The 12,842-nt window shown below is 64.3% G+C and carries 14 protein-coding genes and 1 pseudogene; 5 read left to right on the forward strand and 10 right to left on the reverse strand.

Annotated features, from left to right (window positions below):
• Positions 1 to 21: 21 nt before the first annotated feature.
• From ORS3428_RS25450 to ORS3428_RS25460, 3 genes are all read right to left on the reverse strand, one after another.
• A complete protein-coding gene (locus ORS3428_RS25450) occupies positions 22 to 333 on the reverse strand; it encodes a putative quinol monooxygenase (protein WP_071101045.1) in 312 nt (103 codons plus the stop codon).
• A 51-nt stretch (positions 334 to 384) separates the two neighbouring features.
• Positions 385 to 1,158: an SDR family NAD(P)-dependent oxidoreductase gene (locus tag ORS3428_RS25455; RefSeq protein WP_071101046.1), complete on the reverse strand. Its 774-nt coding sequence runs from the start codon at positions 1,156 to 1,158 to the stop codon at positions 385 to 387.
• Positions 1,159 to 1,255: 97 nt separating this feature from the next.
• On the reverse strand, positions 1,256 to 1,690 hold the full coding sequence (locus tag ORS3428_RS25460) for a DsrE family protein (protein ID WP_071101047.1): 435 nt from the start codon (positions 1,688 to 1,690) through the stop codon (positions 1,256 to 1,258).
• A 160-nt stretch (positions 1,691 to 1,850) separates the two neighbouring features.
• Between ORS3428_RS25460 and ORS3428_RS25465 the strand changes: the two genes are divergently transcribed.
• The 3 genes and pseudogenes from ORS3428_RS25465 (at position 1,851) to ORS3428_RS25475 (ending at position 3,640) form a co-directional block, all read left to right on the forward strand.
• The gene (locus ORS3428_RS25465) at positions 1,851 to 2,933 is read left to right on the forward strand and encodes a hypothetical protein (protein WP_071101048.1); all 1,083 of its coding nucleotides are present in this window, start codon (positions 1,851 to 1,853) and stop codon (positions 2,931 to 2,933) included.
• Positions 2,934 to 3,012: 79 nt separating this feature from the next.
• Positions 3,013 to 3,258 carry an antitoxin gene (locus ORS3428_RS25470; protein WP_071101049.1) on the forward strand — a complete coding sequence of 82 codons (246 nt, stop codon included), beginning with the start codon at positions 3,013 to 3,015 and terminating at the stop codon, positions 3,256 to 3,258.
• Positions 3,259 to 3,293: 35 nt separating this feature from the next.
• Positions 3,294 to 3,640 (forward strand): annotated as a pseudogene (locus ORS3428_RS25475) (PIN domain-containing protein).
• Positions 3,641 to 3,642: 2 nt separating this feature from the next.
• On the opposite strand, the gene ORS3428_RS25480 reads toward ORS3428_RS25475, so the two are convergent.
• The 5 genes from ORS3428_RS25480 to ORS3428_RS25500 form a co-directional block, all read right to left on the reverse strand.
• The gene (locus ORS3428_RS25480; protein WP_071101050.1) at positions 3,643 to 4,590 is read right to left on the reverse strand and encodes a cation diffusion facilitator family transporter; all 948 of its coding nucleotides are present in this window, start codon (positions 4,588 to 4,590) and stop codon (positions 3,643 to 3,645) included.
• 5 nt (positions 4,591 to 4,595) lie between these two features.
• On the reverse strand, positions 4,596 to 6,785 hold the full coding sequence (locus ORS3428_RS25485) for an anthranilate synthase (RefSeq protein ID WP_071101060.1): 2,190 nt from the start codon (positions 6,783 to 6,785) through the stop codon (positions 4,596 to 4,598).
• 251 nt (positions 6,786 to 7,036) lie between these two features.
• Positions 7,037 to 8,092: a succinylglutamate desuccinylase/aspartoacylase family protein gene (locus ORS3428_RS25490; RefSeq protein WP_071101051.1), complete on the reverse strand. Its 1,056-nt coding sequence runs from the start codon at positions 8,090 to 8,092 to the stop codon at positions 7,037 to 7,039.
• 106 nt (positions 8,093 to 8,198) lie between these two features.
• Entirely contained in the window at positions 8,199 to 9,575 is a 1,377-nt protein-coding gene (locus ORS3428_RS25495; RefSeq protein WP_071101052.1) for an FAD-containing oxidoreductase, read from the reverse strand.
• A complete protein-coding gene (locus ORS3428_RS25500; RefSeq protein WP_071101053.1) occupies positions 9,572 to 10,033 on the reverse strand; it encodes a DUF4126 domain-containing protein in 462 nt (153 codons plus the stop codon). Before ORS3428_RS25500 ends, ORS3428_RS25495 begins: the two co-directional genes overlap by 4 nt.
• A gap of 131 nt (positions 10,034 to 10,164) precedes the next feature.
• On the opposite strand from ORS3428_RS25500, the gene ORS3428_RS25505 reads away from it, so the two are divergent.
• Positions 10,165 to 10,731: a sugar O-acetyltransferase gene (locus tag ORS3428_RS25505; protein WP_071101054.1), complete on the forward strand. Its 567-nt coding sequence runs from the start codon at positions 10,165 to 10,167 to the stop codon at positions 10,729 to 10,731.
• A gap of 117 nt (positions 10,732 to 10,848) precedes the next feature.
• On the opposite strand, the gene ORS3428_RS25510 is transcribed toward ORS3428_RS25505, so the two are convergent.
• Positions 10,849 to 11,847, reverse strand: coding sequence for a helix-turn-helix domain-containing protein (locus ORS3428_RS25510; protein ID WP_071101061.1), 999 nt, complete (start codon positions 11,845 to 11,847; stop codon positions 10,849 to 10,851).
• Positions 11,848 to 11,973: 126 nt separating this feature from the next.
• Between ORS3428_RS25510 and ORS3428_RS25515 the strand changes: the two genes are divergently transcribed.
• Entirely contained in the window at positions 11,974 to 12,615 is a 642-nt protein-coding gene (locus tag ORS3428_RS25515; protein WP_071101055.1) for a cysteine hydrolase family protein, read from the forward strand.
• 74 nt (positions 12,616 to 12,689) lie between these two features.
• On the opposite strand, the gene ORS3428_RS31830 is transcribed toward ORS3428_RS25515, so the two are convergent.
• Positions 12,690 to 12,842, reverse strand: a 153-nt coding sequence (locus tag ORS3428_RS31830; RefSeq protein ID WP_122984392.1) for a formate--tetrahydrofolate ligase, incomplete at its 5' end; no start/stop codon positions are given.

The raw sequence follows: 12,842 nt of genomic DNA on the forward strand, positions 1-12,842 counted from the left end.
TATTTCGCCGCGGTCTCGGTGTCAGCCATCCTTCTCGGGGACGGAAAGGCCGAAGCCGCCGACCGGATGGGTCTCGACCTGGAATTCGAAGCCAGCGATGAAAGGACGCRCCTTGGCGATCGCGGCCTGCACTTCCGGCAATTGCAGCGAGGCCTTGTGGCTTGCCTGGTCGGTCCATACTTCGGTGACCCAGATCGCGTCGGCATCGACCGGGTCGGTGGCGATGATGTAGCTCAGGCAACCGGGCAGGGCGGCGGTGCTTTCGCGCAGCACGTCCATGACCGCATCGCGCTGTCCGCGCGCCGCCCGCATCTTGCCGATCAGTCCGTACATGCCCTTCCTCTCCCTCCAGGTTGTACGCCGCCCAAGTATGCAGTCCGCGGCTCAAGGCATCAACTGGCCACCGTTGACCTCGATCACCTGGCCGATGATGTAGCCGCTTAAACTGTCGGAAGACAGGAACAGATAGGCTCCGACGCAATCCTCGGCCGTTCCGGCGCGGCCCTGCGGTATGGTCGCAACCATCGCCTTCATCTGCTCCGGGCTCGAATAGCGCTCATGGAATGGCGTCAGGATGGTGCCGGGCGCCACCGCGTTGACGCGGATGYCGAAGCCGATCAGCTCTTTCGCCATGCCGCGCGTCACATTGGAGACGAAGGCCTTTGCCGAGCCATAGAGGCCAGCCCCGCCGCCAGCGCCGTTGCGGGCGGCGATCGAGGTGGTGTTGATGATGAAGCCGCCCTGCCGCTTCAGCCACGGGATCGCCTTGCGCGAGGCGGTCAGCACAGAGCGGGCGTTGAGGTCCATCACCGCGTCGTAATGCGCCTCGGTCTGCTCCGCATAGGCAACGCGGCCGAGCATGCCGCCGGCATTGTTGACCAGCCCGTCGAGCCGGCCGAAATGGTTCGCGCTCTCCTCGACAACACGCTCGAYATCGGCGGCAAGCGAAAAATCGCCTTGGGTCAAAAACACCTCGCCACCGTCGTCGCGGATGGTCCGGGYGAGCTTTTCGGCGGCTTCCCGGCTCGAATTGTAATGCAGGGCGACACGGCATTTCTGCCGGGCATAGGCGAGGGCGAGGGCGGCGCCGATCCCGGTCGAAGCGCCGGTGACCAGCACCGCCTTGCCGGCAAGGTCGGGAATGACAAGATTGGTCATGTCGGYTGGCACGTCGATACCTCCGGGATTTGTCCAGGCAATTGGTAGACGCTTGCCGGGCAGGCGTTCAAGTCAGGAGGCGAAATCGGGGACGAAATCAGGGCCTCAAATAGACGTAGCCCTGGCGCTGCAGTTCCGCGAGCTTGACCACGCCGCCCTTGTCGGCGACCTGGAAGCCTTCGAGCAGGTCGGCAAGCGTGATGTCCATGCCGTGCATGGTGTTGCCGCAGGCCTGCGGCACGAGCCCTTGGCTGACGAGRCCGGCAAACCGGCTGGACGTCGCGCCGGACGCACTCTTCGCCTTGAAGGCCGCAAGGGCCGGACCGTGCACGACCAGCATGATCTCGACATTGCCTCCGGTGCCTTCATAGTGGTTCTTGATGTTGCCGAGGACGAAATTGACCTTGTCGACATCGCTGAGGTGATAGGCAACCCTCAGTTTCTCCCCGCCCGTGGCGGCACTCGCCCGGCGCAGACCGAAAAGACCGGCTGCTCCGGCAAGGCCGGCGCGGAAAATATCGCGGCGCAGCATCGCATTCCCCTCCATCCGCCRGCTTTCGCAGTCTTGCCCTCCGGGCTTCGCTAAGCATTTGTTTTTACGCAATTCCAGACGGAAAACCGCTCCACGCTTTTCCTGGAATTGCTCCTAGACTAGCATGAATCGCAGTCCTGTCGGTGCGAGGAGGGAACACATGACGTCGAGGACCATGGCGGGCGCGGTGCTTGGCGCTGCCCTCGCTGTTGCTGGCGCTGCGCGCGCCGGCGATGCCAACAAACTCACYGAACTCAGCCCCGGCGGCGCCGATGCCTGCTTCGGCCGCGTCTATGACGCCGCCCATCTCAAGGCACATCCGCACCAGAAGGTTGCAYGGATCTTCTTCTATTACGGCCACGATCCGGTCAGCAGGCCGAACGAGGAGCCGAGCACGATGTCCGACGCCGCCTATAACGGCTTTCTTACCACCACGGTGCGCGGTGCCAAGAAGCCGGATTGGGCGGCAGGCTGGTGCAACAAGGAGGATCCGGYCGACAAGGCGAGCGGCATCCGCTGCGGCATGGAATGCGACCGCACGCTGGCCTCCCTCAAGGTCGACGACAAGGGCCGGCTGATCCTCTCCAATGTGCAGCCCGATGTGTATCTCGATGCGGGCGCTGAAGAGGATCTCGGCAAGGCGGAGTACGACAAGCAGGCGCTGGGCAGCGAAGACGACAATTTCCGATTGGACCCGATGCYGGCCGCCACCTGCAAGGCGGAGTTCGCGCRCATCGATCCGATCGATCCGACGCTGGGACCGCCGCTGCGCGAGCGCCTGAAGCCCGACCAGTCCTTCTGCTATGGGCGCGACTACGATGCGGAGCATTTTAAGGCGCATCCCGACCAGATGACACAGTCGATCCGCGTCTTCCGCGGCCCGATCGAACTTGCCTCGTTCGCCGCCGGCGGCGACRCCGCCAACTGGCCCGACGGCGCCGACATCGCCGTCTCGGTGACGACAAGGCAGAAGGGAGCCAAGGTCACGCAGACCTACAGCTGCCAGGGCGAGGCCGACCAGTGGCGATGCTCGGCCAGTTCGAAGATGAGCGACTTTGCCTGCGACATCTCGCAAAAGGAGATTTTCCTCAAGCGCGGCGCCGGCGGCACGATAATGCTCGCCAACCCCAACAACGCGCTTGCCGTCGTCGATCTCTGCTCGAAGGCAGCGGACGGCAAGACGAAATCCGACGACAAGGTCTATAGGCTGAACCCGATGCCGCAGTCGGCCTGTGCGCCGTAAGATTTTTCGGGACGGATAGTCTTATTCGCGTTGGTGCAGTGCTATATATTTTTGCTAGATATCATTGGATACGCTTGGGATGAACAAAGCAAAAATATTCTGGTCAGGCCGCTCGCAAGCTGTACGTCTGCCGAAGGAGTTTCGCTTTGAAACTGACGAGGTTTCGATCCGCCGTCACGGTCAGACTGTCGTTCTTGAACCTCTTCCGCAAGATTGGGCATGGCTCGATCAAGTGATCGGGACACTTGATGGCGATTTTGTCGATGCGGCGGAGCAAAGGGTAGAGGAGCAGAAGCGGCCCGCTCTCGGCGACGTCTTCAAGTGATCTATCTGCTCGATACCAATGCTGTCATCGCCATCATGATGGGCGATGATGATTTGCTGAAAGTGCTCAAGCGAAACAAGCCGCAAGATTTTGCGCTTTCGGCAATCGTTGCGCACGAACTCTATTATGGGGCCTGCAGAGGCCAGCGAACGGAAGAAAACCTCGCACGACTGGACGCACTTCTGTTCCCGGTGCTCGAATTCGATCGGGAAGACGCGCGGCACGCCGGCGAGATCCGGGCGATGCTGGCGAATCGGGAACTCCAATTGGTCGCTTTGATGTGCTTACCGGAGGCCAGGCACGTGCGCGCAGCCTGACATTGATAACGCGAAACGTCCGCGAGTTCGAACGGATCAAAGATCTGGCGATCGAGACCTGGTGACTTCAGGCAAATGGCACCGCCGCGGTGCCTTTCGGCAGTTTCGCCTCGTCGTCCGGCTCGACATGGATGGTGACGCGCACCGAGGGGATCTCGGCCTTCAGCGCGTCCTCGATGCGATCGCAGATGACATGGCTGGCGCCAACCGTCATGTCAGCATCGACGACGAGGTGGAATTCGATGAAGGTGGCCCGGCCGGCGATGCGCGTCTTCAGGTCGTGAACTTCAAGCGCGCCCTTCGAATTGGCCGAGATGATGTCGCGGATCTGCATGTGTTCCTGCTGATCGAYGGCGCGGTCCATCAGCCCGTTCACCGACGAGCCGATGACATGCCACCCCTGCCAGAGGATGTTGAGCGCGACGATGACGGCAAGAGCCGGGTCGAGGATCTGCCAGCCGGTAAGCACCGCGCCGACAAGGCCGGCGAACACGCCGACGGACGTCACCACATCGGTCATGATGTGCTGGCCGTCGGCGATCAACGCGGGCGACTTCGCGTTCCGGCCGGAGCGGATCAGGGTCCAGGCCCAGATCGCGTTGACGATGGTCGCCACGCCGTTCACGGCGAGGCCTTTCCAGGGCTGCTCAAGCGGGGCCGGATGCTGCCAGGATCGCCAGACCTCATTGAGGATCAGGAGGGCAGCGACGACAATCAGGACGCCCTCGAGAACGGCCGAGAAATACTCGGCCTTGTGGTGTCCGAAGGGATGGTCCTGGTCGGCAGGCTTGTAGCTGACCTGGATCGCCCAGAAGGCGGCGACCGATGCGATGACGTTGACGATCGATTCCGCCGCGTCTGAGTAAAGGGCGACGGAGCCTGTGATGTACCAGGCCACGACCTTGAGCGCGAGCACGACGCCGGCAACAACGATCGACCAGAAGGCGAGCCTTGCGACCTTCTGCCGGGTCGCGGCTTTCGCCGCGGCCGTCGTCGTATGCTGCACGTCCGCCATCGTCTCTATGCGGCCTTTTCCTTGGGCTTACGCGGCAGATGCGCGACGATGTTCTCGATGATGCGCATGCCGGCGTTCTGGCCGAGCGTCATGATCGATTCAGGATGGAACTGCACGGCGGCGATCGGCTCCCTGCGGTGCTCGAAGGCCATGATGATGCCGTCCTCGGTCTCGGCGGTGACGACGAAATCGTCGGGCAAGCGCACCGGATCGGCGAAGATCGAGTGATAGCGRCCGACCGTCACCTCCTTGGGCAGGCCTGAGAAGATGATGCCTGGCTTAGAGACGCGGATGCGCGAGGGCTTGCCGTGCATGGGGATGTGCAACTGCCTGAGCTCGCCGCCATAGGCTTCGGCCAGCGCCTGCAGGCCGAGGCAGACGCCGAAGACCGGCAGGTCGCGGCTCCTCGCTTTCTTGATGGTGGCGGCGCAATCAAAGTCCTTCGGCGTGCCGGGGCCGGGTGAAAGCACGACGAGATCGGGCTTCAGCCGCTCGAAGATTTCTTCGGGCACCGGGGTGCGCACGGTGGAGACATTGGCGCCGGTCTGGCGGAAGTAGTTGGCCAGAGTATGGACGAAGGAGTCCTCGTGGTCGACCAGCAGGATGTTGACCCCGTCGCCGACGCGCGCGGTGGCGCGCTCGGCTCCTGCGGCATTGCCGGTCTTGGCGTCGCGGATGGCGGAGAGCATGGCGGATGCCTTCAGTTCGGTTTCGGCTTCTTCTTCCTCGGGAACGCTGTCGAAAAGCAATGTGGCGCCCGCGCGCACTTCGGCGATCCCGTCCTTGATGCGGATGGTGCGCAGCGTCAGCCCGGTGTTCATGTCGCCGTTGAAGTTGACCATGCCGATCGCCCCGCCATACCAGGCACGCGGGCTCTTCTCGTTCTGCTCGATGAAGCGCATGGCCCAGAGTTTCGGCGCGCCGGTGACGGTGACCGCCCAGGCGTGCGAGAGAAATGCGTCGAAAGCGTCCATGCCTTCGCGCAGGCGCCCCTCGATGTGGTCGACGGTGTGGATGAGGCGCGAATACATCTCGATCTGGCGGCGGCCGATGACGCGCACCGAGCCAGGCTCGCAGACCCGCGACTTGTCGTTGCGGTCGACATCCGAACACATGGTGAGCTCGGACTCGTCCTTCTTCGAGTTGAGCAGCTTGAGGATCTGCTCCGAGTCGGAAATGGCGTCGTCGCCACGCTTGATCGTACCGGAGATCGGGCAGGTCTCGACGCGCCGGCCGTTGACGCGCACGAACATCTCCGGCGAGGCGCCGATCAGATATTCGTTTTCGCCAAGATTGATGAAGAAGGAGTAGGGGGAGGGGTTGATCGACTTGAGCTTGCGGGAAATGTCGGAGGGCTGGGTCTCGCAGCGCTCGTAGAACATCTGGCCGGGCACGACCTCGAACAGGTCGCCGCGCTTGAAGCTCTCCATCGCCCGGCGCACCAGGTTCGCATATTCACCCGGCTCGTGGTCGCCGCGCGGCGGGRTGCGGTCGGCGATCCTGAACGGCTCGGCGGCACCGTCGCGCGGCAGGCCTTCGGTCGAAAAGCCTTCGCCGGAATAGTCGTAGCGATCGGTCCACGCCTTGGTCGAATAGTGGTCGACGACCAGGATCTCGTCGGGCAGGAACAGCACGAGGTCGCGCTGGCTCTCCTTGCGTTCGAGCTTGTACTCGACGGGGTCGAACTGGAAGGCGAGGTCGTAGCYGAAGGCGCCGTAAAGGCCAAGATTGGCGTCCTCGGCGGTCTTGAACAGCGCTGTGACGGTGCGCAGCACCGTGAAGACGGACGGCACACGGCTGCGCTCCTCCTCGGTGAAGACGCGTCCAGGCTTGGCGACGTCGAGGCGAATGAGCTTTTTCGAGGTTTCGGCGATGGTTACGTCACTCAGGCCGCCAAGCGCCTTGCCGATCAGAGGCAACAGCACTTCGCCACGAGCATTCAGCGCCTCGATGCGCATGGCGCGGCCGCGCGCCGAGATCACCAGCGGCGGATCGATGATGGCCGTGTCCCAGCGCGTGTAACGACCCGGATATTCGTAGTTCGAGGAAAACACCGCGCCGCGGCGGGAATTCAGGCCCTCGACATAGGCGTCGATAGCGCCTTCATAGGGTCTGTCGCGACGCTCGCGGGTGATCGTCACCCCGCCCGCGGTGACGAAGCGCTCCGCCCCGTTGTCCAGAACTGTAGTCGTCATTGCCGTCTCCATCAGCGTTTTGGGCAACGGACCCGGGAATGGCTTGWAAAAACAAATGGCCGCCCGGACATTCCGTTGCGGCCACCCTCTTTTTCACGCACACGCGTTCGAATTGGCCGCTGTCAGCGAGCCCACCACCAAACGGTCTTGTTCGAACGCATGTTCATGGCCAATCCCATAGCGGCGAATGACCGGCGGCGCAACTGGATTTCGTGGAGAGGGCAAGTGCTTAAAAGCACACCGGATACGCTTTAATCCTCCAGCGTGCCGGAGCGCGCGTCGCCGCTCCTCTTGTCGCCGGCAAGCTTCAAAAGGTCCTCGCCGGCGCGGATGATGCGGCGCGAACGCCGGGTCAGGATGAAGCCCGACTGCGGGGCGAAGACCTCGGTGCGGCCGCCTACCTCGCCGGGCGCATGGATAATTGTCGCGAGACGGTCGCCCTTCTCGACTCGGTCGCCGGGCTTGACGTCGTAGAGGATCGCGCCCGCCTTGGGCGAAGGCATCATGTCGATGTTCTCGAGCGGCACGACCRCTCCCGCGAAGCTGCCGGGCTTGGCAGCCGCGAGATCCTCAATGACACCACGCGCCACCAGCAGGCGATAGAGGCCTGCCGCATCGGACGCGGCCAGYGCGCCATCGACATCGAGAATGCCGCGATATTCGACTGTGGTGACGACGCGGCGGTCGAAGCGCGATACGCTCGCAGGCACGTTCTGATAGGGCATGATCGAGGCGCCCTCGAACGTGCCGTCCGTGTCCTCGCCCCACAGCACGACGGCATCGGCGCCCATCGCCGCCGCGCAGTCGGCCATCGCGGGCCACAGGCTGGTATGGATGTAGAGATAGGCAAGGCCTTCGTCGTCGCAGTGGAGGTCGAGGACGATGTCGTGGCCCAGCGAAAGCTCGACGAGGCGCGACTTCAGCCGTTGGTCGGCGCCGCCAAGGCTGGTGTCCGGCAGGAGCTTGAGGTCGGGCGCGGCAAGCAGCGGAAAGGCACGATTGAAATTGGTCCGGGTGCCCAAATGGAAGCGGCCCTGATGCTCGCCGAAATGGTACTGGGCGCGGCCGATCGGGTTGGCCCAGGGCACGATGGTAATGGAACCCTTGATGCGGCCTTCCGCTTCCGCCTTCGCAAGGATCGGCATCAGCGCGTCGAGGGCGACGGTGCCCGGCAATTCGCCGGCATGAAGGGCAGCCTGCAGATAGGCGGTGGGAGCGGGCTTGTCCGTGCCGTCGAAGCGAAAGACCGGGAATTCGTAAGTAGTGCCTTCGCTGTCGCCGGCGATGCGCTCGATCGTCTTTTGCATGCGTGCCTCCGATGGAGGGGCCAGACATGCATGTTTGCGACCGGGCTGTCGAGTGGTCCAGCGCGACGGGCCGTGGGCGCAGCGCGGCTACTCTCCAGCCTTTGGCTCAGACCAGCGGTTTCAGTTCCTGGGCGATGGTCGGCAGAAGTTCCGCGACATTGGGGTGGATGTGGGTCGCCCGCGCCAGCGTGCTGATCGGCGCCTTGGCATACATGAGGTCGAGCACGCAGTGGATCGCCTCGTCGCCACCCGGCCCGAGCACCGAGCAGCCGAGGATTTCGCCGGAGTCGGCGTCGGCCAGGATCTTCATGAAGCCCTGGGTCTCGCCCTTTTCGACGGCGCGACCGACGCGGGTCATCGGGCGCTGGCCGACCAGCGCGCGCCGGCCGGATTTGCGCACCGCCGCCTCGGTAATGCCGCAGCGGCCGAGCGGCGGATCGATATAGAGCGCATAAGCCTCGATGCGGTCGCTCACCTTGCGCGGATCGTTGTCGAGCAGATTGGCGGCGACGATCTCGTAGTCGTTGAAGGAGGTGTGGGTGAAGGCGCCCTTGCCGTTGCAGTCGCCCATCGCCCAGATGCCGGGCACGTTGGTGCGAAGCTGGTCGTCGACCACGACGTAACCGCGCTTGTCGAGCGTAACGCCGGCCTTGTCGAGGCCCAGGTCATCGGTATTCGGCACGCGCCCGAGTGCCAGCAGCACATGCGAGCCGACCGCCGGCGGCTTGCCCGCCGAGAAGGTGACGGCGATGTCGTCGCCTTGCTTGGCGAAGGCGATGTCGTCGGCGCCGACATGGACGGCGATGCCCTCATTTTCGAAAATCGACTTGATCGCGGCCGAGACATCCTCGTCCTCGCGGCTAGCCAGCCGGGGCGCCTTCTCGATCACCGTGACCTCGGAGCCGAAGCGGCGGAACATCTGCGCGAACTCGAGCGAGACGTAGCTGCCGCCGACGACGACGAGATGGCCGGGCAGCACATCGAGATCCATCATCGAGGAATTGGTGAGATAGGAGATGTCGTTGATGCCGGGCAGGTCCGGCACGGCGGCACGTCCGCCGGTGTTGAGGAAGATTTTTGGCGCGGTCAGCAGGTCGTCGCCGACGCGCACGGTATTGGCGGATTCGAAACGGGCATGGCCGCGATAAAGCGTGCAGCCCTTCATCCCGGCGATCCAGCTTTCGAGATTGCTGCGCGCGTCGTTCGTCACCTTGTCCTTGCGCGCCTTGATGCGCTTGTAATCGACGCCAACAGGGCCGGAGAGCGCGACGCCATAGTCGGCGGCGCGACGGGCAAGATGCGCGGCATAGGCGCTCGCCACCATTGTCTTGGTCGGCATGCAGCCGCTGTTGATGCAGGTGCCGCCGACAAATTTGCGCTCGATCAGCGCGAGGCTCATGCCGGCGGCGTCGAGCCGGGCGGCGAGGGACGGGCCGGCCTGGCCGGCGCCGATGACAATGGCGTCGAAGCGCTTCGCCGTCATGCGACAGCCGCCACAATGAGCAGGCCGCCGAGGATCGCCACGGCATCCTCGATGAAGGCGGCTGGCGGGTCCTTGCCGAAAGCAGCCGCCAGTCGCGCACGTGCTTCAGYGCCACCCAACGTGCCGGCCACTGCGCCGATCGCGCCGGCGATTAGGCCGCCGATGGCGGCGCCGGCGGTAGCGCCGATGACCGCACCGCAGAAGGCGCCGCCGACGATGCGCGCGCCGAACTGTGGCGGCACCTTGCGGCTCGGCGTCGACGGCAGCTGGTCGGTGAAGAGCTCTACGATCCCGACGATGGTGAAGATGGCGACGGCGACCCAATGGCCCATGAAACTCGCCCAGCTGTTCGCAACCGGCAGCCAGCCCAGCCAGGCGCCCCAGGCGGTAACAGCGAGCGCCGTTCCGACGCGCAGGCCGGCGACGACGCCGATCAGCAATGCAAGAATGTAAAGCATGACTGGCCTCTCAGCTTGGAACCCTCGCACGGTTCCACAACCGTAGGCTAGCATAGGCCGGCCTTTTGGCCACGGCTTTTCCCTCGCGGATGGTTTGCGCTTTGGCTGCTGATGGCTTTGGAGGAGCGGCGATGGCGACAAGCGAGCGCATGAAGATGGCGGCGGGCCAGTGGTACACCTGCATCGACCCGGAGTTGGAGGCGCTGCGYGTCACGGCACGCGATGCGGTGTTCGAGCACAACAGCCTGCCGCCCACGCAGCGCGGCGACGTCGGCGCGGCTTTGCGAGCACTGCTCGGGAGCACGGGCGAGGGGGTACGGATCGAGGCGCCGTTCCACTGCGCCTACGGGTTCAACCTGTTCCTCGGTGATCGGGTCTTCCTCAACGCGGGCTGCACCATCCTCGATACCGCGCCGGTGCGCATCGGCAAGGGAACGCTGCTTGGGCCCAACGTGCAGATCTACTGCGCCGAGCATCATCGGGAGGCGGCCGGACGGCTGGCCGGGCTGGAGATCGCCAGGCCGGTGACGATCGGCGACAATGCCTGGATCGGCGGCAGCGCGGTGATCCTCGCCGGCGTCAGCATCGGAGCGGGCGCCATCGTCGGCGCGGGCGCGGTGGTGACGCGGGACGTGGCGGAAAATACGACGGTGGTCGGCAACCCGGCGCGGCTGGTCACACGCGCGCCTGCCATTTGAGCGCTCTAAAGCCCGTCGCGATCTTTCAGATTCGCTCCATGCGCTTTAGGTTTTTTGATTTTACGCATGTCTTTGGCCCGAAACCGGTCCCCACTTTCGGGAGACATGCTTTAGTAATTACGCAATTTCGGACGGAAGACCGCTGCGCACATTCCCCGGAACTGCTCTGGAGAACTCGCGCCGGTACCGCATCGGCGAGGTCTTGAGCCGGGCGGCGAAGTGCTGGCGCAGCGACGTCGCGCTGCCAAACCCCGCCTCGAAGGCCACCATATCCATCGATTTGTCCGTCTGTTCCAGGAGCCRCTGCGCCATCGCCACGCGCTGGTCGGCTAGCCAGTCGCCGAAGCTGGTGCCGGTTGTCTTCTGGAAGCGGCGGGTGAAGGTGCGGCGGGTGAGGCCGGCGGCGTCGGCGACGCTGTCGAGGCTGTGGGCCTCGCCGAGGGTTGCCCGCACCTTGTCGAGGGCTTTTGTGAACCGGTCGGCGTTCGGCGTCGGTGCCAGCGGGCGTTCGATGAACTGGGCTTGTCCGCCTTGCCGGTGCGGCGAGAGCACGACGTGGCGGGCGAGCCGAAGCGCTGCCTCGGCGCCGTAGCGGGCGCGCACGACGTGCAGGCAGCAATCCAGCCCGGCGGCRACGCCGGCGGAGGTGACGATGTCGCCTTCATCGACATAGAGCACGTCCGGGTCGACGGCGATGTCGGGATGTAGCGCCTGCAACTGGTCGGTATAGGCCCAATGCGTGGTCGCCTTTCGTCCGGCAAGCAGTCCCGCGGCGGCGATGGCGAATGTGCCGAGGCACAAGCCCACGATCAGCGCGCCGCGCCGGTGCGCGCGTTCGAGCGCATCCTTGAGCGGCGCGGCCAGAGGCGCCTCGAGATCTTTCCAGCTTGGGATGATGACGATGTCGGCATCGTCCAGCGCCGAGAGATCGTGCGGGACCGAAATGCTCAACCCGGCATCGGTATGGATAAGGCCTTGTTCAGCCGCGCAGACGCGGAAGTCGAAGCGCGGCAGGCCGAGCTTCGTGCGGTCCGCGCCGAACACCAGGCAAGGTACGGAGAGATGGAACGGGCTGATGCCGTCGAATGCGACGGCAGCGATGATCGGATTGCGCATGGTGAACACCACTGGGTTGCGGCGCGAGTGTCCCGATTATTTCGAATAATGTCAATTGGGCCACTTTCTGAGACCGGATATCCGGCCTAGCTTTGCGCCCATCAACCCGGTCGAAAGGAAACCGCCATGTCAGCACCAGCCATCCAGCCGCGCCGCGCGCTGGTCGTCGTYGATGTCCAGAACGACTACGACGGCGGCAATCTCGCCATCCAGCATCCGCCCTTCGCCGACAGCGTCGCCAACGTAGCACGCGCCATGGATGCTGCCGCCGCTGCCGGCATCAAGGTCGTCGTTGTCAGGCAGATGGCGCCGGAGACCTCGCCGATCTTTGCCAAGGGCAGCCATGGCGGCGAGTTGCATCCCGAGATCGCCAGGCGGCCCCGCGACCACTATGTCGAGAAGACGCTGCCCTCCGCCTTCACCGGCACCGATCTCGAAGACTGGCTGCGCGCCAACGGCATCGATACGATCGCGGTCGTCGGCTACATGACGCATAATTGCGATCTGTCGACCATCGTCCATGCCGTGCATATGGGTTTTGCCGTCGAGTTCCTTTCGGACGCCAGCGGTTCGGTCCCCTACGCCAACAGCGCCGGCTACGCGTCGGCCGAGGACATCCATCGGGTGGTGAGCGTGGTGCTGCAGTCGCGCTTCGCCGCGGTGCYCAAGACCGCCGAATGGATCGATTGCCTCAAGACCGGCACCTTGCCGGAACGCGACACGATCTACGCCTCGAACCAGCGGGCGCTGAAGCGGAACGCGGCTTAGCAACGCTGAACTCCGGAATGGAAAAGGGCGCCGCGGCAGCGCGGCGCCCTTGGTTATTTCAACTCTAACGCTGCTTAGAACAGGCCCTCGATCTGGCCTTGCTCGTTGAGGAAGATCTTTTCCGAGGAGGGCGACTTGGGCAGGCCGGGCATGGTCATGATCTCGCCGCAGATGATGACGACGAAGCCGGCGCCGGCCGAAAGCCTGACCTCGCGCACCGGCACGGT

This window comes from Mesorhizobium sp. ORS 3428 (assembly GCF_001854785.1).
In the GTDB taxonomy this organism is placed as follows: Bacteria; Pseudomonadota; Alphaproteobacteria; order Rhizobiales; family Rhizobiaceae; genus Mesorhizobium.

Coding starts and splice junctions, on each gene's coding strand:
- ORS3428_RS25495 (WP_071101052.1), bottom strand. CDS start 9,575: ATGACGGCGAAGCGCTTCGACGCCATTGTCATCGGCGCCGGCCAGGCC.
- ORS3428_RS25470 (WP_071101049.1), top strand. CDS start 3,013: ATGAACAAAGCAAAAATATTCTGGTCAGGCCGCTCGCAAGCTGTACGT.